Source organism: Microcoleus sp. bin48.metabat.b7b8b9.023 (genome assembly GCF_013299185.1).
Lineage (GTDB): Bacteria > Cyanobacteriota > Cyanobacteriia > Cyanobacteriales > Microcoleaceae > Microcoleus.
In genome coordinates, this window is record NZ_JAAFKG010000011.1 from 56,441 (window position 1) to 76,563 (window position 20,123).

General features: G+C 46.5%; 22 protein-coding genes. 8 read left to right on the plus strand and 14 right to left on the minus strand.

The features are described from left to right. Positions 1 to 2 precede the first annotated feature (2 nt). Positions 3 to 521 carry a filament integrity protein FraC gene (fraC, locus tag QZW82_RS09055; RefSeq protein WP_293147226.1) on the minus strand — a complete coding sequence of 173 codons (519 nt, stop codon included), beginning with the start codon at positions 519 to 521 and terminating at the stop codon, positions 3 to 5. A gap of 318 nt (positions 522 to 839) precedes the next feature. On the opposite strand from fraC, the gene QZW82_RS09060 reads away from it, so the two are divergent. The 6 genes from QZW82_RS09060 to QZW82_RS09085 all read left to right on the plus strand — a co-directional run bounded on the left by QZW82_RS09060 (position 840) and on the right by QZW82_RS09085 (position 6,177). Continuing rightward, positions 840 to 1,091 (plus strand): hypothetical protein, encoded by a 252-nt coding sequence (locus tag QZW82_RS09060; protein WP_293147228.1) that lies wholly within the window; start codon positions 840 to 842, stop codon positions 1,089 to 1,091. 111 nt (positions 1,092 to 1,202) lie between these two features. Next, on the plus strand, positions 1,203 to 2,336 hold the full coding sequence (locus QZW82_RS09065; RefSeq protein ID WP_293147230.1) for a cob(I)yrinic acid a,c-diamide adenosyltransferase: 1,134 nt from the start codon (positions 1,203 to 1,205) through the stop codon (positions 2,334 to 2,336). 91 nt (positions 2,337 to 2,427) lie between these two features. After that, positions 2,428 to 2,631: a hypothetical protein gene (locus QZW82_RS09070; RefSeq protein WP_293147232.1), complete on the plus strand. Its 204-nt coding sequence runs from the start codon at positions 2,428 to 2,430 to the stop codon at positions 2,629 to 2,631. A gap of 713 nt (positions 2,632 to 3,344) precedes the next feature. After that, on the plus strand, positions 3,345 to 5,333 hold the full coding sequence (locus tag QZW82_RS09075) for a calcium-binding protein (protein ID WP_293147234.1): 1,989 nt from the start codon (positions 3,345 to 3,347) through the stop codon (positions 5,331 to 5,333). A gap of 339 nt (positions 5,334 to 5,672) precedes the next feature. Continuing rightward, the gene (locus tag QZW82_RS09080) at positions 5,673 to 5,912 is read left to right on the plus strand and encodes a DUF6883 domain-containing protein (protein WP_293147236.1); all 240 of its coding nucleotides are present in this window, start codon (positions 5,673 to 5,675) and stop codon (positions 5,910 to 5,912) included. Positions 5,913 to 5,922: 10 nt separating this feature from the next. Beyond that, positions 5,923 to 6,177 carry a DUF4926 domain-containing protein gene (locus QZW82_RS09085; protein WP_293147237.1) on the plus strand — a complete coding sequence of 85 codons (255 nt, stop codon included), beginning with the start codon at positions 5,923 to 5,925 and terminating at the stop codon, positions 6,175 to 6,177. 126 nt (positions 6,178 to 6,303) lie between these two features. Here the strand turns inward: QZW82_RS09085 and QZW82_RS09090 are convergent, their stop codons facing one another. The 4 genes from QZW82_RS09090 to petN all read right to left on the minus strand — a co-directional run bounded on the left by QZW82_RS09090 (position 6,304) and on the right by petN (position 7,789). Further along, on the minus strand, positions 6,304 to 6,492 hold the full coding sequence (locus tag QZW82_RS09090; protein ID WP_293147239.1) for a CsbD family protein: 189 nt from the start codon (positions 6,490 to 6,492) through the stop codon (positions 6,304 to 6,306). A 96-nt stretch (positions 6,493 to 6,588) separates the two neighbouring features. Further along, entirely contained in the window at positions 6,589 to 6,813 is a 225-nt protein-coding gene (locus tag QZW82_RS09095; RefSeq protein ID WP_293147240.1) for a DUF167 domain-containing protein, read from the minus strand. Positions 6,814 to 6,852: 39 nt separating this feature from the next. Beyond that, a complete protein-coding gene (locus QZW82_RS09100) occupies positions 6,853 to 7,446 on the minus strand; it encodes a DJ-1/PfpI family protein (protein WP_293147241.1) in 594 nt (197 codons plus the stop codon). Positions 7,447 to 7,699: 253 nt separating this feature from the next. After that, positions 7,700 to 7,789, minus strand: coding sequence for a cytochrome b6-f complex subunit PetN (petN, locus tag QZW82_RS09105; RefSeq protein WP_071883976.1), 90 nt, complete (start codon positions 7,787 to 7,789; stop codon positions 7,700 to 7,702). Between the two features lie 82 nt (positions 7,790 to 7,871). Here petN and QZW82_RS09110 point away from each other — a divergent pair, with 82 nt between their 5' ends. Beyond that, the gene (locus tag QZW82_RS09110) at positions 7,872 to 8,354 is read left to right on the plus strand and encodes a hypothetical protein (RefSeq protein ID WP_293147242.1); all 483 of its coding nucleotides are present in this window, start codon (positions 7,872 to 7,874) and stop codon (positions 8,352 to 8,354) included. A 272-nt stretch (positions 8,355 to 8,626) separates the two neighbouring features. Here QZW82_RS09110 and QZW82_RS09115 read toward each other — a convergent pair whose 3' ends face one another. The 7 genes from QZW82_RS09115 to QZW82_RS09145 form a co-directional block, all read right to left on the minus strand. After that, positions 8,627 to 9,895, minus strand: a complete 1,269-nt coding sequence (locus QZW82_RS09115) for a transposase (RefSeq protein WP_293147244.1) — start codon at positions 9,893 to 9,895, stop codon at positions 8,627 to 8,629. Positions 9,896 to 9,995: 100 nt separating this feature from the next. Further along, a complete protein-coding gene (locus QZW82_RS09120) occupies positions 9,996 to 10,664 on the minus strand; it encodes an SDR family oxidoreductase (RefSeq protein ID WP_293147246.1) in 669 nt (222 codons plus the stop codon). A 154-nt stretch (positions 10,665 to 10,818) separates the two neighbouring features. Further along, positions 10,819 to 11,430 (minus strand): class I SAM-dependent methyltransferase, encoded by a 612-nt coding sequence (locus tag QZW82_RS09125; protein ID WP_293147255.1) that lies wholly within the window; start codon positions 11,428 to 11,430, stop codon positions 10,819 to 10,821. A 127-nt stretch (positions 11,431 to 11,557) separates the two neighbouring features. Next, complete coding sequence (bioB, locus tag QZW82_RS09130; protein WP_293147257.1) at positions 11,558 to 12,622, minus strand: biotin synthase BioB; 1,065 nt, start codon at positions 12,620 to 12,622, stop codon at positions 11,558 to 11,560. 17 nt (positions 12,623 to 12,639) lie between these two features. Further along, positions 12,640 to 13,947, minus strand: coding sequence for an adenosylmethionine--8-amino-7-oxononanoate transaminase (bioA, locus tag QZW82_RS09135; protein WP_293147258.1), 1,308 nt, complete (start codon positions 13,945 to 13,947; stop codon positions 12,640 to 12,642). A gap of 129 nt (positions 13,948 to 14,076) precedes the next feature. Then, positions 14,077 to 15,582: an adenylate/guanylate cyclase domain-containing protein gene (locus QZW82_RS09140; protein ID WP_293147260.1), complete on the minus strand. Its 1,506-nt coding sequence runs from the start codon at positions 15,580 to 15,582 to the stop codon at positions 14,077 to 14,079. Positions 15,583 to 15,862: 280 nt separating this feature from the next. Beyond that, positions 15,863 to 17,338 carry an adenylate/guanylate cyclase domain-containing protein gene (locus QZW82_RS09145; protein WP_293147262.1) on the minus strand — a complete coding sequence of 492 codons (1,476 nt, stop codon included), beginning with the start codon at positions 17,336 to 17,338 and terminating at the stop codon, positions 15,863 to 15,865. Between the two features lie 292 nt (positions 17,339 to 17,630). On the opposite strand from QZW82_RS09145, the gene QZW82_RS09150 reads away from it, so the two are divergent. Next, a complete protein-coding gene (locus tag QZW82_RS09150) occupies positions 17,631 to 18,380 on the plus strand; it encodes a class I SAM-dependent methyltransferase (RefSeq protein WP_293147264.1) in 750 nt (249 codons plus the stop codon). Positions 18,381 to 18,586: 206 nt separating this feature from the next. On the opposite strand, the gene QZW82_RS09155 is transcribed toward QZW82_RS09150, so the two are convergent. Together QZW82_RS09155 and QZW82_RS09160 are read right to left on the minus strand one after the other, a co-directional pair. Further along, positions 18,587 to 18,976, minus strand: a complete 390-nt coding sequence (locus QZW82_RS09155) for a hypothetical protein (protein ID WP_293147266.1) — start codon at positions 18,974 to 18,976, stop codon at positions 18,587 to 18,589. A 243-nt stretch (positions 18,977 to 19,219) separates the two neighbouring features. Further along, positions 19,220 to 20,110: an ABC transporter permease gene (locus QZW82_RS09160; protein WP_293147370.1), complete on the minus strand. Its 891-nt coding sequence runs from the start codon at positions 20,108 to 20,110 to the stop codon at positions 19,220 to 19,222. Positions 20,111 to 20,123 lie beyond the last annotated feature (13 nt).

The window sequence follows — 20,123 nt, forward strand, 5'->3', positions numbered from 1 at the left end:
TTTCAATTGACGCTTTGCAAAAACAATACGGTTAAAATAACGAAATTGCTAACAGTGTGGGCGATTAAAACTGCCCCAAACTGGGTAGTTACTCGAAAAGTTTTTTTGGGAGGACGGCGGCTGAGAGTTGGCGGCCCCAAAAACTGAGGTTTGGAAGCTTTTTTGTTACCAGAAACCATGTTCTCTATGAATTCTAGTCCCTGCCATTTGGCGAGAAAAGTGATTGCCAATACCGAGAGGGCAATCGCAGTTATTGCAGAGTAAGTATTCTGACCTCCGCCTAATAAAATATAACCGATAAGTTCTTCTCGCCATTCTTTGGAAATAACGCTTTCAATGCCGAAGAAAACTAACCAACCCACGCAAGTGCAAGCGAGATTCAGGATAGCTGTATATTCAACGCTGGTTTTGGGGCCGAGTTTCAGTAGTTTTTGCAGAAACCACGATTCGATCGCGATCGCCAAAAACATCATTAAAATTTGCACCAAAACAGTCCGAAATGGGAAAACACTCGCAATCATAAGCATTCAGGTATATCAGCCCGTGTTAGATTTTAATTGTACATCAGAAGCGGAATAATCTAGAACGCAGGTTTTAGCCCCTAATCCTCTTCGATCGCCCTTCTGAACATCAGGTGGTTGAGGTTGTATCCTATAACGCTTCGCGTGAGAACCCCCGTCTTTCCCGCAGGGTATGAAACGCAGCAGCCGTTTGAAGGCTACCAATAAGATATAATTAATCTGTGGGAAGTAGGCGTATCAACTACGTGTAGAACCAATCCTAGAACGGTGAGATACCAGGCAGTAAGACACCCTCAGCATTTATGCCTGAGAAAGACTATGGCACAGCCAAGCAATGCAGGATGGGGAGCGTACCGAACTGGCGAAAGTGTTGAAAAGTGCGAAACCACGATCGACTCGAAGGTAGACCCAATGGCAGCACTGCAAAGTAGCTGTTCTGAGGTGAGTAGGGGCGCTTTGACTCGTCCCCAGAAACAGAGACACTGGTCAGCTAACCGGAAAATATTGAAGCGTGTGAAGTGTGCCTTCAGCCCACGTAGCAGTATCCGTTTAGAATCCCCTCGCCTTTAGGCAGGGGAAAAGTCAAAATCTTTTGAGATCGGCCAACAGAAGGGAAATATTAAACATTCAATGGGCGCGATCGAATACCCACCCCGAGACAGACTAAAATAAGTGCGGATTATGGTAAGGAATGGCATTGGTATTCGGACAGCCTCATCCCGCTCAGAACGCATCGCGGGTCAGATTCACGTCTACGACGGTGCTGGTAAAGGCAAGTCTCAGGCAGCTTTGGGAGTAGTGTTGCGCTCGATCGGGCTGGGTATTAATTCTGACTCGCCCACGCGAGTGTTATTGCTGCGATTTTTGAAAGGGCCCGGCCGCTCCTACGACGAAGACGGGGCAATAGAAGCCCTGCAACGGGCATTTCCGCACTTGATCGATCAAGTGCGTACCGGCAGAGCCGAATATTTTGGGGCCGAAGCAATCACCCGCTTCGATCGCACAGAAGCCCAGCGAGGCTGGGACATCGCCAAAGGAGCGATCGCCAGCGAGCTTTATTCTGTAGTAGTTCTAGATGAACTAAACCCCGTATTGGACTTGGGTTTACTGCCAGTGGACGAAGTAGTCCAAACCCTCAAAAACAAACCAGAATATTTAGAAGTAATCGCCACTGGCCGAGCGGCCCCCGAAGCTTTGCTGGATATTGCCGACTTGCACTCAGAAATGAAGCCCCACTATCACCCCGCAGCGGCCGAACACAATATTTCTGGTATCGAAATATACACAGGAGCCGGAAAAGGAAAGTCTACGAGTGCATTGGGGAAAGCTTTGCAGGCAATAGGTAGGGGTATCAGCCAAGACCAATCTCACAGGGTGTTAATTGTACAATGGCTCAAAGGTGGCACGGGTTATACTGAAGATGCAGCGATCGCAGCATTGCGGCAAAGTTACCCGCAGTTAGTAGACCACCAGCGGTGTGGCCGAGATGCTATAGTTTGGCGGGGGCAACAGCAGGAATTAGACTGCATCGAGGCAGAACGCGGCTGGGAAATCGCCAAAACGGCGATCGCCAGCGGCTGGTATAAAACGATCATTCTCGACGAACTCAATCCCACAGTAGACTTAGAACTGCTACCGGTAGAGCCGATCGTCGAAGCCCTGCTGCGAAAGCCCCGCGATACAGAAATAATTATCACCGGGCGCTGCCACAAACCCCATGGTTACTTTGACTTGGCAAGCGTACACTCGGAGGTATACTGTCACAAACACTACGGCGATCGGGGCGTAGAACTAAAGCGGGGTGTAGACTTTTAGCTATCTCGCGGGAAGCCCCGCGCTCTATCTGAAAGATGAGCGTCGGGATGAGAGCAGGGCTGTTGACGACGCTCCCTGAACGAATTGGGCGTTGCCCAACAGACTCGCAGGAGATGGAGGAAACAGTCAGTTAACCTCCTGGATTGTCGAAAACCTTGAAATGCCCTCAGAGAATTGTTTTCACGCTATATTGTCAATGGTCGTTGACCCGCCCGACTGCTCGAACAGACAGGCTACAGTAGCGGTCAAACGCTTGCCACAGCAAGACCAGAGTTCGGGGAAGGAATACGCCTAGCTGGTTGGCAATTGCCGTAAATCCATGGTGTGTTGTGCGAGTAGAACTTAAACTCCTTGGGACGCAGGGAGTCTGCCCGGTCACTATCACGGGATAGTGAAAGAGTCAGTAGCAATGTGTAGATTGATTCAAGCATTGACTAAAACCTCTGGACGCGGTGTAAGACCAACACTATCTTCGGATAGTAGAGGCAACGGCGGATGAAACGGGAAGCCCGCACTGTATGCATAGCATCAGTGTCGGGTACGTCACACCCCACAGCGGTGCGGAGTTCAATCCGAGCCAGAATTATTTAAAGACGGCCCTGCCTGGAAAACCGGAAATTGCCACAAAGCTTTGTAACCAAGTAACCAATCTCTCGCTTTTCTTTGTCAGGCGATCGCCCGATCGACCCTTGTTAATCTTTAATTTCCTTCCCCGGAGGCGATCCCCGAGCGCCAATCCAGAATGGAACATTAAGAATGTGAGCCGCGTCTTCTTGAGCGTGAGCACATGAGACATTGCACAAGGATTATTAAAGGGTGAAGACATTGAAAATAAAAGCTTACAAGCAAAAAGTCCGCGAGGGAGAAAGTCTAGACAGGGTTAACACCAGTAGGCTAGACTTGCGGCTGGCAAACAGGTTAAACTACAGCGGCATCCAAACATTCGGTGTTCTAGGCAGTGTCTGTAGTCGCACAAGCGATGACCAACAAGTAGAGGAGTGAAGCTGTATGACAACGTTAACTGACAATTCCGATCAAACTAATTTAAACACTCCGGGACTGGGCCCGGATACAATCTTTGCCGGAGCGGGGGGGGATTTAATTACAACTTCTACCCTCGGCGGCAGCTTAATATTTGGCGAACGCGATAACGATACTCTAATTTCCGTCGGCCCCAACGATAGCCTATACGGTGGCCCTGACGAAGATTCATTAGTAGGCCAGCGCGAGCGGGTTTTCCTGTCTGGCGATGGAGGCAGTGACACCGTAATTGCTCAAAGCCGCAATTCGACGCTGTTGGGCGGTGCGGGAGATGACTTGCTCCAAGGCACTGTCGATGGCAACCTGATGTTTGGTAATCAGGGTGCAGATACGATGCTAGGAGGCGCCCTCGGAAGAGACACCCTCTACGGTGGCAAGGACAATGACTCCCTCGGCTTCTTCATCGCAGGCGGCGGCAACAACCTCGGTCTTCGCATCGGCGGCAGTGCCGGTGGCAATCAAGGCAGCAACTTCCTGCGCGGAGACTTGGGCGACGACTTTGTTGTAGGTATCAATCAGAAAGATACTCTGATCGGCGGTAAAGGCAACGACACAATATACGGTGTGGCCAGCAACAGCTATCTTTCCGGCGACCTAGACAACGACACCTTAGTCATTCTCAACAGTACCCAGTCGAGTCCGTTTTCTTCGAGCGTCATCACGATCGGCATTGAGAAAACCACTTTGCTCGGCGGTGAGGGCAACGATTCTCTCCTAGGCGGTATCGGAGACTTTGGCACCGGCAAAAACTTGTTGGACGGCGGTGCTGGTAACGACACGATCACGGTTTTTGCTACTCAAGACACGGCGCTGGGAGGCGCTGGTGACGACTTCATCAAGTCGTCTACGGTGTCTGCACTTTCGAGCGTAGGCGCGTCGAGTTCATTTCCAGGCTTTGCGGGTCGGAACTTGCTCAATGGCGAAGATGGTAACGACACGATCGTTGCAGCTTTTGCCAGTGATAGCATGATCGGTGGCGGTGGCAATGACAGCTTGAGCGGCATCTTCAATCAAGCCTTCGGTGGAGATGGCAACGATACGATCGATGCCACCACTTTTGCGATCGGTACTACTACTGCGCTGATTACTCTTGACGGCGGCCTGGGTGACGATCTGTTACTTGGCAACACCAGCACTAACCTTACTACCACCGGCACCGTCACAAACTTCATGAACGGTGGTGAAGGAAGTGACACGATCGTGTTTGGTAGCAGACGCGATCGATTGGTTGGCTCTTTTGCTGGTAACGACTTTATCTCCTACGCCAGCACTGTCAACTTTACCGGTGCCACATCGACAAACCTTATTACCGATACCTTAGGTTCCAACTTCATCATTGGCGGCAACGGTACTGATGTCATCACTACCGGTGCTGGCGACGACATACTGTTCGGCGGCCCCGGCAGTCTTCCTACTGGATCGACATCTGACGGGGACGACACCTTGAATGCCGGCGGCGGAAACGACACGCTGTTGGGCGGCTTTGGGAACGACTATTTGCTCGGAGGAGACGGCAACGACTCTCTCGGTGGCGGGCCCGGTGCAGACACGCTGATTGGCGGCGCCGGCAATGACAGCTTCTACTACAACAACTTCGGCGAGGGCGTCACGATCAACGCCAACGGTAGCCTGGGTACCAGCCCAGACCAAATCGGCGATTTTGAAGTCGGCCGTGACAAGTTGATATTGAACTTCGAGTCCTTCCAATTGCCACCATTTGACAATACTCTGCCCAATCGTCCTTCTTCCAGAGCCTTCTTACAGGTAGAAACCGGAACTTACAACAACGATCTGACTCCTGCTGGAGCTAATCCTGGACAACCAGTCCTCGTTTACGAAGGTTCCACAGGTCGCTTGCTGTACGACAGAGACGGTGCTGGCGGCCAAGCACCAATTCAACTGGCACTGCTGAACGGCAAACCAGGCTTGACTGCGACTGATATTACCCTGATTTAATGTAGGTGGCAGCGGGTGAGAGTCGGTTTGGAAAAAGCCGATCGCCCGCGCCAACTCTAAAAACTAATTGTGCTATGTTTCCAGCTAGGGATATGAATCCCTAGCTTTTTTATTGCATGGGGCATGGGGCATGGGGCATTGGGAATTGGGCATGGGGCATGGGGCATGGGGCATTGGGAAGAAGGCCAAACAGGGCATTGGGCATTGGGCTTTTATAACATTGGCATTGAAAGGAAGGGCAGATTCAGCGATCGATTTTGCCACCCGCCAATCATTCCTTGAACTAAGAGGGCCCAAGCCCAACAACGTACCTCATATGAGAGCTCGATCCGCTATATTTTGTTTGCCAGTAAGTTAGGCATTACCCTAAAAAATGCTGAAATGCTCAAACAGGCTTTAAAAGAATCTGCTATCAACGAAGATGTTGTTATTCAAAAAAACAACGAATACGGAACACATTACAACATGAAATTCTTGCTGAAAACCGAAGTAGGTGAATCTCTGATTCTAGCAGCTTGGATCGTCCGCTCAGGTGAAACTTTCCCCAGATTGACAAGTTGTTATCCCGTCAAAAAGTGAGGTAAAAACAATGAAAACAATTAAAGACCTAGATATTGTTGCTTTAACTGAAGATTTAGAAGCAACCCATTTTGAAACAAAACAAATCATTAAATTATATAAAGGACAAGTGGGAACAGTCGTAATGGAATTTGATGGCAGTGCTTTTGAGGTAGAATTTTCTCATCAAGATGGCACAACTTATGCAATGGAAACAATTTCCGCCACAAAATTAATGCTTTTACATTATGATTTAGTAGAATCTGTAGGGGCGGTTAGCCGATAAATTTTGCCACCAATATTTTTCATAATCTACAAAAGTATCTCTAAAAAAAATCCCGCAAACGATATGTTGTTTGCAGAATTTAGTAGGCAGGAAACTTTTAGCGAATACTGTGAAGAAGCAAAGTAATTAAGCTCGATCTACAATCTCTTTGGCTTTATCTTTGAGGTCTTCTTTCATGTGCATTGCTGAGGCTTCGTCCTGCTTGGCTTGACCTTCTAATTTATCTTTTTGATCGCCAGTTACTTCGCTAACAGCTTCTTGGATTTTGCCTTCAATATTCTTAGCCGTTGCTTCGACTCTGTTTTCAATGGTCATAATTTTTTCTCCTAACCTTACAACTATTACTGTATAAATTAAAAGCTGAGTCTTAATCTATCTTGAGAAAGATTTAGATATCTATCTAAAGATTGGTTAAATCGCAACTTCGACAAGTTTATTGCGAGAGGAAAGACCGGATTTAATTGCGATCGCCGATTTGGACACTTTAAACTTTTTCGCCAACAGCACGATCAACTCTTGATTGGCTTTTCCATCGACTGGCGGCGATTTGAGATGTATTGTCAGGCTGCCGTCTGGTTTCTCTTCGATGCTTTGCTGTTTGGAATTTGGTTTAACTTTGACTGCAAACATTTTCATGTGACTAATAACCAATAACCAATAACCAATAACCAATAACTAATGACTATCTGAATGTTCAATTTTTGTTCCCAAAACTTTGAGAAATTCAGCCAGCCAGTTGGGATGTGCAGGCCATGCGGGGGCTGTGACTAAGTTGCCATCAACTACTGCTTCGGTAACGGGAACTTCGGTATATTTGCCACCAGCCCGGAGTATGTCGGGGCTGCAAGCTGGGTATGCGGTGCAGCGTTTGCCTTCGAGTACGCCGGCGGCGGTGAGGACTTGCAATCCGTGACAAATAGATGCGATCGGCTTTTTGCTGTTGGCAAAGTAGCGGGTAATTTGCAGCACTTGTTCGTTGAGGCGGATGTATTCTGGCGATCGTCCTCCAGGGATAATCAAAGCGTCGTAGTCTGCGGCGTTAATTTCGTCAAAAGTTGCGTTTAAAGTAAAGTTGTGACCGGGTTTTTCGCTGTAGGTTTGATCGCCTTCAAAGTCATGAATTGCGGTGCGAATTGTTTGGCCTGCGGCTTTGTCGGGGCAGACTGCATGGACGGTGTGACCTACCATTTGCAATGCTTGGAATGGAACCATTACTTCGTAGTCTTCTACAAAGTCGCCGACTAGCATTAAGATTTTTTTTGCAGCCATGTTTGTAACTCCTGTTATTTTGATTTGCTTAAATAGGAATAGGCTTTAGATAAGGCTGATCCCCCCTTAGCTTGCCCCCTACTCCCCCTTAAAAAGGGGGGAACAAGAAGGTGCTGCGAAGTCCCCCTTTTTAAGGGGGATTTAGGGGGATCTCCGAGGAATAAACAGTTTTAACCCAAGCGTATTTGCTTAAATAGGATTTAAAAAAAATGCAGGGCAGTTAAAAAGCCTGCCCCGCCAGCTATTCTGGAATTTAGAAACCGTTGCGGCCCCAAATTACCATTGAAATTGAGAAGGAGAACAAAACTAGCACCGAAACCCAACCGAGTGACAAAATATCCATAGCTATTTATTGAACAAACTGTACAAAGTGACTCCAAAGCTTATGATAATTCAATTTGAGCCATTTTTGAAATGAGGGCGCTGTGAAGGACTCGTCAAATTTTAGTTTCGCTGAGCGGGTAGAATCTTTGAAAGCAGGAAGTGTTGCTGCTTTGTCTTGTTTGCTTGCTTTTGGGGCGATCGCCCTTGTTAACACCTTAATCTTAGCGCAGAGGTGGGATGCTCTGGCGGGTTTGCAGGTCAGGGAAATTGACCTAAATTTTGGCTTGAGAGGATTGATGGCAGTTGTGGGCGGTTTTTTGTTTGGCGTGACTTACCGCTACGCTATCCGCCGCGATACTAACCCGCAGCTTAAATCTGGTGTGGTGTTGGCTTTTGGGTTGGTGCGGGCTTTTGGACAGTTGGATGCTGGATTGTCTTTTGAGGCGGGCAAGATGCCGGGTTTGCAGGAGTTATTGCCGTTTGCGGTTGGTGGGGTGGAAAGTGTGGTATTGTTTGCGATCGCGGGTTTGGTGTTGGATTGGGCGATCGGGCGATCGTTGATTAAAGCTTTCGGGTGTTCGTAGTGAGGACTTCAGTCCTCTGATTGGATGCGGACTAAAGTCCTCACTACGAACCTGGTTTTTTGCGGACTGAAGTCCTCACTACGAACCTGGTTTTTTGCGGACTGAAGTCCTCACTACGAACCTGATTGGATGCGGACTAAAGTCCTCACTACGAACCTGGTTTTTTGCGGACTGAAGTCCTCACTACGAACCTGATTGGATGCGGACTGAAGTCCTCACTACGAACCTGTTTATGAAATTTAACTGAAAGTTAATAGCTGGCAAAAGCATAGTCATTTATAGACATGAGAGGCTTCAAGTCCCTCCCCCTTCACTTTTGCTTTGAGCGGATTAACCCGCCTCGGCTGAACTACACAGCTCCCTATCCCATTGCTAAACGCATTTGGGATTGCTTTTCTGAGAATATTGTAAGCACCGTTCACGTCAGAATTAATTAACTGACCAGCCGATGTTTTGTACAAGCCTCGCTTGATTCGTTTCCCGGTAAATATAGGTTCTATCTCTGTTTTTCCGTAAACAGGAATCGGGTCTAAACCCAGGAAATTGGCTCTAGAGGTGTAGGATTCCTCCTGCACGATTACCTTGATTCCAACCAAGAAAGCTTTGTACTCCAACATCTTAATTAGTCGAGCGTGAGGAATACTGACAAAGTTTTGATTGGTCTGCTTTCCGAGATTGATATCGGTTTTCCACTGTGCATTCTTGCCGATTACTAGCGTCCCGATTTGTTGTGCGATCAAAAGATCGACAATCGTGCGACTCGCATGATGCAAGTAATTGTCTACTTTTTGATTGCGACAACGAGTTAAGCGCTGAATCCGGAGTGAAGTTTTGCGGTTCCGTTTTAACTGGGATTGTAATCGTGAAGAGCGTTTGTTGTAGAACTGGTTAATCGATTTCAATGGTCGCCCGTTGAGCAACAAAGGGATAAATCCCGGTTGATTTGAAGTTAACGCCACTAAATTATCTAGTCCTAAATCAATACTAGCTACAGAATTAGCGTTGCCAAGGGTGGACTCCGGTTCATCATAAATTACCTCAATTACATAGCAATCACATTTCGGAACCAGTCTAACTTGGCAAATTCGAGCGGGAGCGACTTGGGTTTTGATTAAAAGTTCAGTACCCGAAAGTTTAATGATTCCTTTCTTCAACTGTTTGCGACTAATCGCTTGAATCGTGTAGACAAGAATGTTTCGCCCTTTAGTTTTGTCTTTGTACTTTGGCAATTTCGGGCGACCCGTAAATTTTGAAGAATCAGCCTTGTAAGCTTTAACTGCTTCAAAAAACGATTTCCAGTTCTTATCTAATACCATCAAAATTTGCTGGCTTACTTTGGAAGGCAAAGCCTTGTATGCTTCATGAGACTTCATCAATCGGTTCATTTCGTTATAATTGACATAGCCCCATCCGTAAACAAAGCTCTGACGAATGACGTAATTGGCGGCATTATACAGATTTTTGGATTTGAAAGCTAGTTGGTCAATTTCGATAAAACGGAGTTCCGTTGATTTAATGATGTGCCTCTCTGTTAGTTGCATTTGAGACTTCCGTTCTTTGGGCTATGCGTATTCTTTGTTCCACACTCACAACAATATAATACCATTATTGTTTATAATTGCTTATCAACTCAATGAAGTTTTACAATACCTCATATTCTAGAGTGCCGTAAACCATTTGTTTGTCAACTGCCGACAAAACTTTATTGTTAGCAGCATCCGAAACCAAACACTGACAAACTAACTGCGCTACATCCGCCCGGTGAATTGTTCCGGCAATTCGACAATCTTCTGTTAACACACCATTGCCCGTTGCAGGTTCCGATTTCAGTCCGCCCGGACGAATTACAGTATAAATCATCCCGCTTGCGATTAAATGATTTTCGGCTTTTTCCTTTTCAAGCAATACCGGGCGCAATGTTTCTAAAGCTTGCGGTGGTAAAGCCGCAGCAGTGTTGCCGCTACCGATGGATGAAACTAAAATAAATTTTTGTACGCCCGCTTTGACAGCAGCATCAATCAAGTTTTTGTTGCCAAAATAATCGGCTCTTTCCCCATCTTTTGGCAAGCCGCCAATGGTGCTGATTGCGGCATGGATTGGTGCGCCTCCAGCCATCGCAGCTTCCACAGCCGCTGTATCCAAAGCATCGCCTGTCATGACTTTGATGCCCATTGCTTCTAATTCGGTGCGGTGGTTGGGCGATCGCAAAAGTGCAGTTATTTGTACATTTTGTGCTACCAAACATTTGGCGATTTCTAAGCCAACGCCTCGACTAGCACCTGCTAAAAAGATGTGGAATTTATCTGTCATATTAATTTTGTTTTAATTTGGGCAGGAGTTGGTTTTTTGACTGTGGAACAGTATACAACAATCCTCTATAATTTTTTGAATTGTTTTTTTTACCGCAGAGGGCGCAGAGGGCGCAGAGGAAGAGAGGGGAAAGATTCGCACTTTCTAATTTACGTTAGATTTTTTTGCCGACTATTACTACCCAAGATTGAGCTTCGCGCGGCAAACCGGGCGGGCGGTAGTAGTGATTGACAATGGCAAATCCCGCTTGTTCCAAACAGGGCGCTAAAGTTTCGTATTCCCATCCCGCAGTATAGCGTTTTCCTGTCGGTCTCTCGTCGTAGCCTTCCCAATTTCCCCGGCACATTGACATGACAATTGCACCGCTAACAACTAAGGTTTTGTGCAAATCTTGCAGCACTTTCACCATTTTATCGCTGGGAACATGAATCAGGGAAGCATTGGCGAAAATACCGTCAAACTCAGCCTTTGGTAAGTCGAGATTCAGAAAAGATTGCTGCAAAACTTCGCAGCCGGATAACTTCTTTGCTATTTGTACAAAAGCTGGAGTTGCATCTAACCCTACAACGGTGTGTCCTTGGCTCTTGAACGCTACTAAATCTCGTCCGGGCCCGCATCCTATGTCGAGTATTTTACCGGGGTTGCGGGGCATGGCAGCGGTGAGTGCATCGCGATTTTGGGATACGTCGTGATGCCATGTTCCTTCTCGGAAAGATTCGGCTGTTGTCTGGTATTCTGCGATCGTAATTTCTTCGCGTTTGTCCATAATTCCCCCTCTTATATGATTTGAGATTGGTTAATTCAGAAGACCGGGCGAATAGAATTCGCGTCTACACAGACAAAACCCGCCTCCGCGGGTTGAAGAATTGGCGGTAAAAATTAGGCGCTCTTCTTTAGTCCGCGGAGGCGGACATCGTTTGTGTAGACGCGGTTTCAACCGCCGTCTTATCTTTTGAATCAACTTCTAAGATAGAACCTTCCGGGGATTCGATCGCAAATCCTGCATCTCGAATCATATCCCAATCTTGATTGGCGCTTTGTCCGGGAGTTGTGAGATAATCGCCCACAAAGATCGAATTAGCAGCGTAAAGTCCCAGAGGTTGCATCGATCGCAAGTGCACCTCCCGTCCCCCAGCAATCCGAATTTCTTGGCTGGGAAGCAAAAATCGGAACAAGCAGAGAATCCGCAAACACTGGCGCGGATTTAAGCGATTAACGTCTGCAAAGGGCGTTCCGGGGATTGGAATGAAAAAGTTGACCGGTACGCTAGTAACGCCCAAATTCCGCAGCGACAGCGCCAAATCGATCGCATCATCATCCGATTCGCCCATCCCCAAAATTCCGCCGGAACAAGTTGTGATTCCGGCTGCTTTGACGTTTTCGACTGTTTCCACGCGATCGCCAAAAGTGTGAGTTGTGCAGATGTCGGTGTGGTACGATTCGGAAGTATTCAGATTGTGATTTACGCGATCGACTCCAGCTTTAGCCAAACGGTGAGTTTGCTCCTCGGTCAACAACCCCAAACAAGCACAAATTTTCAGGTTGTGATTTGCCTTGACGGTTTCTACAGCATCCAAAACGCGATCGAAAGTAGATGCACTCGGTTGGCGGCCAGAAATCACAAAACAAAACGTACCAGCCTTTAAATCTGCGGCGCGTTGGGCCGCATCCAGAATTTTTTCCTTAGCTAAAAGCGGATACTTTTCTATTTCTGCACTAGAAATTTTCGACTGAGAACAGTAATGGCAATCCTCAGGACAAAGGCCGCTTTGAGCGTTTAACAAATAGTGCAACCTGACGCGGTTTCCCCAGTAGTGGCGGCGCACCCGATAAGCTGCGTTTAGTTGTTCCAGCAAAACCTCATCCGGCGCGCGCAATACAGCCAAAGATTGCTCGCGAGAGAGACATTTCCCCGCCAGCGAGTCATCAGCCAAATCGTTCCAATTGGGTAAATTCATTACTAAAATAAAAGAGTTTACAGAGTATCCAAAACCTGACGAATCACGCGATAAATCGATTCTAGTTCATCAGGAGAAATGCAATAGGGAGGCATCAAGTAAAGCGTATTTCCCAAGGGGCGGAGCAAAAACCCCGCTTCCAGAAATCTGGCTTTCAATAAAGGGGCGATGTCATTAAAATAACCGGAAACGCTTTCCGTTTTCACATCCATTGCTGCGATAGTGCCGCAAGTCCGAATCCGTTCGAGTTTAGGATGATCTATCAGCCATTGATTCAGGTATTTTTGGTGCAGTTTTTCCATTCCTTGATAGGCATTTGGGTTTTGCTCCAAAAGCTCCAGAGATGCTACACTCACCGCACAAGCTAAGGGATTTCCGGTATAAGAATGACCGTGATAAAAAGCTTTGTCCGATTCATCTCGCCAAAAAGCTTGATAAATATGCTCCGATGCCATTGTGACAGCAATTGGCAAACAGCCGCCAGACAATCCCTTAGACAAACACAGGATATCCGGTACAGTTGCAGATTTAAGCGAGGCAAACAGTTCGCCCGTGCGCCCAAAACCCGTCATCACCTCATCGTAAATCAACAATACATTAAACTGGCGGGCCATTTGTGCGATCGCCCGCAAAAACTCAGGGCGGCACATTCGCATACCCGCAGAACCTTGCACCAAAGGTTCAATAAAAATTCCCGCATACCCCTTCCCCTGCTTCAACAAAGACTCCAGCTTCTCCAAACACCGCGCCTCCTTGCTTTCCACCTCCTCATCACCATCAAAAGTCGCAGGAAAAGGCACAACATCCCCAGCAAACATTAAAGGCGCAAAAGGTTCCCACCACAGCGAACTTCTACCCGCAGACATCGCGCCCACAGTATCGCCGTGATAACCTCCCTCAAAACCAATAAAGCTAGTGCGGTTAGTTTCTCCGAGATTTAGCCAATATTGAAACGCCATTTTCAGAGCAACTTCAACAGCAGTCGAACCATTATCAGAAAAGAAAATCCGCGTCAAAGAATCAGGCGTATGAGTTATCAACTTGTCAGCAAGTTTCTGTGCAGGTTCGTGAGTAAATCCCGCAAAGATTACGTGTTCTAACTTTTTGGCTTGTTCGTAAAGAGCCTCAGCCAGAACAGGATGGCTGTGCCCGTGAATCGTCACCCACCAACTAGAAATACAGTCAAGAATTTGCCGCCCATCTTCTAATTCCAGCACCGATCCTTTCCCGCTAATTACCTTCAGCGGCGCCGGAGCAGTTTTCATTTGCGTGAAGGGCTGCCAAATTGGTGAAGTTGAAGAATTATGTTCCTGCTTCGCAGTCATTTTTACCCCTGCCACTAATATCAACCTGCATTTTAAAGCAATTGTAACTCAATTGTGAACCCTTTTTCTTCTCTTCTTTCTTCTTCTCTTTTCTTCCTTTCTTCGTGTCCTTTGCGCCTTCGCGGTTCGTTAAAAAAAATCTAGTTTAGTGTTGGGGGGCGGCGGCGCTGAAACGTCTACCGCCAGATCCGGTATTCCCGGGCGATAGTTGAATTTGTCAGTTAAATTTTTTCTGCCAATCAGCAAATAAGTCGTCATTGCTCCTTTTCCTTTAACATTGATTTTACCGCGTTTTTCCAACACATACTTATCGCGCAGCAATTCATAAGTTGAGCCGCTAACCTGAATTTTACCAGGGAGTCCCTGGGATTCCATGCGGCTTGCTGTATTTACAGCATCTCCCCACAAGTCGTAAATAAACTTTTTAGTACCGATGACACCGGCTACCACAGGCCCGCTATTAATTCCAATGCGGATACTGAGAGGTATATCGGATTCGTCGCGAAATTTCATAATTTCTTGCTGCATTTCCATCGCCATTTCGGCAATACATTCTGCATGATTTGTAGATGGAAGTGGCAAACCGCCTGCTACCATATAATTGTCGCCGATTGTCTTAATCTTTTCCAAGCCATATTTCTCGCTTAAGCAATCGAAAGCTGAAAATATTTTGTTCAGCAGTTCGACTAATTCTGCTGGAGACGTGCGGGAGGATATTTCGGTAAAGCCCACAATGTCCGCAAACAGCACCGTCACCTCAGCAAATCCATCTGCGATATTTATCTGACCTTGTTTGAGGCGATCGGCAATCATTTCGGGTAAAATATTTAGCAGTAAACGTTCCGACTTTTCTTGTTCGGCGCGCAATATTTCCTCAGCTTTTTTCCGCTGTGCGATTTCCTTATAAACTCGTTGAAACATTTGATTGAAGGCGACCATAACTTCTCCCAACTCGTCATCGCGCTTGACAGATAGAGAGTAGAAATCAGGTTTTTCTCGATCTTTGCTCAAAGCTACTCCCGCAGCGATCAAATCATCGCGCAATCTCAAGATTGGTGCAATTACTGTCACCCCTAAAAATAGCATAGTTACAGAAGTGACAAAGGCTGATATAATGATGACTAGAATAGCAATTCGCCCTATAAATGCGTATAGTTCTGGTTGAACAGTAGAAGCATCATGCCGAACAATTAACGTATAATCTCCTCCCAAATGTCGCTCTGTCCAAGCAATATCATAGCGCTTGCCATCGAAAGTTTTCTGGCGAATTATACGAGCAAGTTTTAGTTCATCCAAATCAATTTTGGGTGCTTCACCAAGTTGATATATTAGCTGGTCGTCAAATTGGTAAATAGATAGTCCTAATACTACTTGAGAATCCTTAGTAATATTTTTGACTTCTTCTTCAAAGACAGTACGATCGTAAATATCTTGTTTTAGCAAAACCTCTAGAGCCTCAACAGTCGCGTGAGATACCTGTTCCAGTTGATTTAAAAGTTCATTTTCGCGCCGAAAATAAGAGGGAACTAAAATAATTCCCTCTATCACAAGAATACTAGCAAACACCCACAAAGCTATTTGTCTAGACAAGCGAGATTTGAAAAACTCCAAGAATGATAAAATGTGCACTGACATAAAATTTAGTCTTCTGCAAAGGGCTAATTTAGGACATAGGAAAAGAAACTGGGTTTCTTGTAATAAATTTTGGGTTTTTCAACCAAGATAGGACGGCGGTTGAAACCGCGCCTACACAAACGAAGTCCGCCTCCGCGGACTGAAGAAAGAAGATAGCGTAATTTTAACCGCCCGCTCTTCAACCTGCGGAGGCGGGTTTTTTTGTGTAGAAGCGGTTTCAACCGCCCGGTCTTCCGATCCCAAGCGTATTGGCTAGCTCCTTAATAATATAATAAACAAATTAAACCGAAACTACACTAACTAATCGGGATACAAGCAAATAAGTATTCATATCACCCTTGCCTTTGACCTGGATAATTCCTCTGTCTTCAAACAGATACTTATTTTGCAAGATATCGTAAGTTGATTTTGTGACTTGAATCGCGCCTGCAATTCCGTGGGATTCCATGCGGGCTGCTGTATTTACGGCATCGCCCCAGAGGTCGTAAATGAATTTTTTGGTGCCAATAACTCCCGCAATTGCAGGCCCGGTATTGATGCCGATCCGAATGTTAATTCCTGAATGATGTTTGACATTAAATTTGGCTAATTCCTCCTGCATATCTAAGGCCATTTCGGCAATGCTTTCGGCGTGGTTGGTGCTGGGATTTGGCAAACCTCCCACTACCATGTAAGCATCTCCTATTGTTTTGATTTTTTCCAAGCCGTACTTTTCTGTCAAATTATCGAAGGCTGAAAAAATCTCGTTGAGAAAAACAAGCAATTCTTCGGGAGATATTTGGGCTGAAAGCACGGTAAAGCCGACTATATCCGCAAACAAAATAGTCACTTCGGCGAAGCCGTCAGCAATACTATTTTGACCGTCTTTTAACCTAGCAGCAATGGATTCGGGTAAAATATTGAGCAGCAGGCGATCGCTTTTTTCTTGTTCTTTCAACAATTCTACATTAGTTTCTTGCAATTGTGCCGTGCGTTCCCTGACGCGCTGTTCTAATTGTTTAGCATTTTGGCGCAACCTGCTGAGAGCTAAAGTTAATCCTGCGATGCCTAAAATTGAAAGTCCTGCTAACAGTAAAAACAGGTCTTTCAGTCCGGTTCTAGTTGTTTGAGTGATAGTTTCTAGAGGTTGAGTAATTTCTAATATCCCGCGCACATCTCCCACTTTCCAGTCTTTTTTAGGACTATCGCGGTTAGTGTTGTGACAGTTAACGCAACTAGGAAGGAGACGATCTGCCTGGGCATATCGAAATGCGGGCTTACCGCGAAAATCCTCAGTGCGGAAAAATTGTCCGGTTGGATTTTGCGTCAAATAGGTAATAGCTTGACATTCAAAATCGTCTCGGACTCCGCCTTCTTCTCTCCGCCAGGGAAACGGGTAGTCGCTGTATAGACGAACTGATAATTCGGGATTTTTGTTGGTGATATGCTTGCCGAGTTCTATTAAGAATGTGGCAGGTACGGGCACTGTTACTTTTGTTGTTGTTGGGTTGTAGTCGTGGGTAAAGTTAATTGCTTTCTTCGTGTTGAGAGGACTGATAACATCAGAACTGTAAAGGGTGCGGGCTTCTTTAATAGCTTGGGCGTAAAGTGTAGCATTTTGGAGGGCTTGGGCTTGTATTAGGGTAGAGGAAAGACGAGACATATTTGCCATCGCTACTCCTACACCTACACAAAATAAAATTGTCATCAGAAGCAGAATTCGCTTGTAAATTAATTGGTTGATGGCAGCCAGACTGCGATAAATCAATTTGTCCATGCTATCCTCAAGTGTGAGGTTCGATATTGATTTTATTTTATGCACTACTAACATAACACTGCTTTTTCAGAGTGTTTTGCTGTAAAGCAAGACTCGATAGTGCAAGGGATGGTTAATTCTTGTTTGCCGCGAGTGTTTCCCTTGTCCGTAACAGTACGCATAACTTTATATATTTTTTAATCTAAATGAAATAAAATATCGGTAAGCACACGGCGCCGTGCGGTTTCCCTACTTCATGCACTTTTTGCTCTATTTCGGTTAGGATAGCGATTGTAGTCTCTAATTGGCGATCGTGAATTCTGACTCTACTGTCTCACCTGCACGCAACGAAATTTTTCCGGGAGAAGTTTTTGTCAACACTGCGGATTTTGATACGGGCATTCGGCGACTTTTACCTAAATATGACGAAATGCTGGATGTATTAGTTGGCTGCATTGATAGCGCCAACAATCGCATTTTAGAACTCGGCTGCGGTACGGGGGAACTGAGTTTAAAAGTTCTCGAACGTTACCCATCTGCGGAAATAATTGCTGTCGATTATTCGCCGCGAATGCTTGATTTTGCCCGCGCTAAGATAGAGTCGGCAGGATACGCAGCCCGGTGGACTGGCATAGAATTGGATTTTGGAGAATGGGCGAACAATCCAAATGTTTTAGGTTTGGGGGATAAGTTTAATGCTGCTATTTCATCTCTGGCAATTCACCATCTTGAGGACGAAATGAAGCTGAAATTGTTTCAACGGATTCGCGAAAGTTTAAATGCTGGTGGCTGTTTTTGGAATGCCGATCCTGTTTTGGCAGAATCAGCAGCAATCAAAGATATTTATCAAGCGGCGCGAGAAGATTGGGCGCTAAGTCAGGGGGAAACTTTAGCCACAATTCGTGCTGGTGTGGGGACGAGTGTGTCTTACGGCTATTCTAATCCCGATCGCCTAGCGACAGTTGCGGCACAGTTGGAAATGCTGGCAAATGCTGGATTTGAGACTGTGGCAGTTCCTTGGAAATACTACGGTATGGCGGTGTTTGGGGGGTTTGTTAACTAAAAAAAGCAGTCTTGGATGCAATTGTCACGATTCAATGGACTTGTAGGGTGCGTCAGATTGAGGATGTGTGCGAAATAATTAGGGCTTGCCTCTGACGCACCCTACTAATTGTTACTAAAGTCCTGACTACAAACCTGTCAATTCGGACTAAAGTCCTGACTACAAACCTGTCAATTCGGACTAAAGTCCTGACTACAAACCGCAATTTAAGGGGCGGGGGCGGTAATTTCTGTAGGTGCGATCGCCCCCGGTGCTGGTGCTGCTTGTTTTTCGAGCATTTGGCGCTGTTTGTTGCGAAATTCTGCGGCCGCATCGTTCAAATTTTGGCGCTGTTCAGTATTGAATTCTTCGATGCTGCGGCCACCTCCGAGTCTGGATCTGTGAATTAAATCAAATATTCCGCCTCCGGTGCTGCGGCCGGAAAAAGGGTCGGTGTTGTCTTTAGTTTGAAAGTCTTGCAGCGGTTGGGGGTTGTTATTATTTAAACCGCTAGCTTGAGCGAAGGTTGCTTGAGGTGACAAAAGAGCACAGGTGGCGATCGCACTTGCAGCAATCCGCACCATCAATTTGCCCGATTTAGAAGTTTTGATGTTCATGATTGATTAGTTCTACTTTCAAAAAAACAATTGTATCTCAACAATATTCTGACTGACAGCTAATAAACGAAGACGGCGGTTGAAAGCGCGTCTACATAGACAAAACCCGCCTCCGCGGGTTGAAGAAGATTAGTTGAAATTACGTTATTTTTTTCAGTCCGCGGAGGCGGACTTGGTTTTTGTAGACGCGGTTTCAACCGCCGTGCTTGGTTTTTGTAGACGCGGTTTCAACCGCCGTGGGATCTAAGCAAACCGACGGCGCAGCAGCGGTTGAATGCTGAGGAGCGCCACCAAATCAAACGCCAGCAGCACTAATAGCGCTCCTCCAAAGGTGACAGTACCCCAAGGAGCTTGCATGACGACGCTAGCTAGCGACCAATCGCTGTGGAGGTACAAATAGCGGATGGGTTCGATCGCGTAACTGAGAGGATTGAGAGTCACCACAACTTGCAGCCACTCTGGCATAAATGACAGCGGCGCGAGGGCTGTGCTGGCAAATAACAGCGGCAAGTTAGTAACAAAAATCACTGCGATTAATTCTACGTGGCCTGGGAGAGCGAAGGCTAAACCGAGACTCAAACCGGTGACACCTAAAACTAGCAGCAGGACTATCAGGGCGATCGCGCCGAGTCCAGCAATTCCAGGGAATCCCGAACCCAAAAAGGCTCCCGCCGTAACGATTGTGCCTGTTTGGATAAAGCTGAGGGTGACGATGAAAATAGCCGAAGCGAGGACTATGGAAAATCTCGAAGCCAGGGGCGCCACTAACAGGCGGTTGAGAAATCCGAATTCGCGATCGAACATAATCGGCAAACCGGCATTCAGCGCTCCCGCAAACGCAGTAAAAACGATCACGCCTGCGCCGAGAAATTGTCCGTAATTCTGGCTTTCGCCGAACAAGCCTGCGGGAGCATTTTTAAACAGAGCTCCGAACAAAACCAACCACATCAGCGGCTGAATAATGCCTGCAACTAGCGTCGAGGGGCGGCGCTGCAATTGAATAAACAGGCGCTTGGTTAAGGCGAGTGTTTCTTGAATAAAGTCGCCCAGCAGGGAACTCGAAGTGTCAGCGGATGGCGTGGCGAGTGGTCGCTGCTGGTTGAGGTTGTTGGGGGATGTAACAGTACCGCTCATAATTGCTTGTTGA

What these genes read in the sequence shown, in the direction of transcription:
- QZW82_RS09100 (WP_293147241.1), bottom strand. Translation starts at nt 7,446, where the DNA reads ATGGCTGCAAAAAAAATCTTAATGCTAGTCGGCGACTTTGTAGAAGAC.
- QZW82_RS09085 (WP_293147237.1), top strand. Translation starts at nt 5,923, where the DNA reads ATGAAAACAATTAAAGACCTAGATATTGTTGCTTTAACTGAAGATTTA.
- petN (WP_071883976.1), bottom strand. Translation starts at nt 7,789, where the DNA reads ATGGATATTTTGTCACTCGGTTGGGTTTCGGTGCTAGTTTTGTTCTCC.
- QZW82_RS09160 (WP_293147370.1), bottom strand. Translation starts at nt 20,110, where the DNA reads ATGAGCGGTACTGTTACATCCCCCAACAACCTCAACCAGCAGCGACCA.
- QZW82_RS09155 (WP_293147266.1), bottom strand. Translation starts at nt 18,976, where the DNA reads ATGAACATCAAAACTTCTAAATCGGGCAAATTGATGGTGCGGATTGCT.
- bioA (WP_293147258.1), bottom strand. Translation starts at nt 13,947, where the DNA reads ATGACTGCGAAGCAGGAACATAATTCTTCAACTTCACCAATTTGGCAG.
- fraC (WP_293147226.1), bottom strand. Translation starts at nt 521, where the DNA reads ATGATTGCGAGTGTTTTCCCATTTCGGACTGTTTTGGTGCAAATTTTA.
- QZW82_RS09060 (WP_293147228.1), top strand. Translation starts at nt 840, where the DNA reads ATGGCACAGCCAAGCAATGCAGGATGGGGAGCGTACCGAACTGGCGAA.
- QZW82_RS09120 (WP_293147246.1), bottom strand. Translation starts at nt 10,664, where the DNA reads ATGACAGATAAATTCCACATCTTTTTAGCAGGTGCTAGTCGAGGCGTT.
- QZW82_RS09125 (WP_293147255.1), bottom strand. Translation starts at nt 11,430, where the DNA reads ATGGACAAACGCGAAGAAATTACGATCGCAGAATACCAGACAACAGCC.
- QZW82_RS09065 (WP_293147230.1), top strand. Translation starts at nt 1,203, where the DNA reads ATGGTAAGGAATGGCATTGGTATTCGGACAGCCTCATCCCGCTCAGAA.
- QZW82_RS09145 (WP_293147262.1), bottom strand. Translation starts at nt 17,338, where the DNA reads ATGGACAAATTGATTTATCGCAGTCTGGCTGCCATCAACCAATTAATT.
- QZW82_RS09115 (WP_293147244.1), bottom strand. Translation starts at nt 9,895, where the DNA reads ATGCAACTAACAGAGAGGCACATCATTAAATCAACGGAACTCCGTTTT.
- QZW82_RS09140 (WP_293147260.1), bottom strand. Translation starts at nt 15,582, where the DNA reads ATGTCAGTGCACATTTTATCATTCTTGGAGTTTTTCAAATCTCGCTTG.
- QZW82_RS09090 (WP_293147239.1), bottom strand. Translation starts at nt 6,492, where the DNA reads ATGACCATTGAAAACAGAGTCGAAGCAACGGCTAAGAATATTGAAGGC.
- QZW82_RS09075 (WP_293147234.1), top strand. Translation starts at nt 3,345, where the DNA reads ATGACAACGTTAACTGACAATTCCGATCAAACTAATTTAAACACTCCG.
- bioB (WP_293147257.1), bottom strand. Translation starts at nt 12,622, where the DNA reads ATGAATTTACCCAATTGGAACGATTTGGCTGATGACTCGCTGGCGGGG.
- QZW82_RS09095 (WP_293147240.1), bottom strand. Translation starts at nt 6,813, where the DNA reads ATGAAAATGTTTGCAGTCAAAGTTAAACCAAATTCCAAACAGCAAAGC.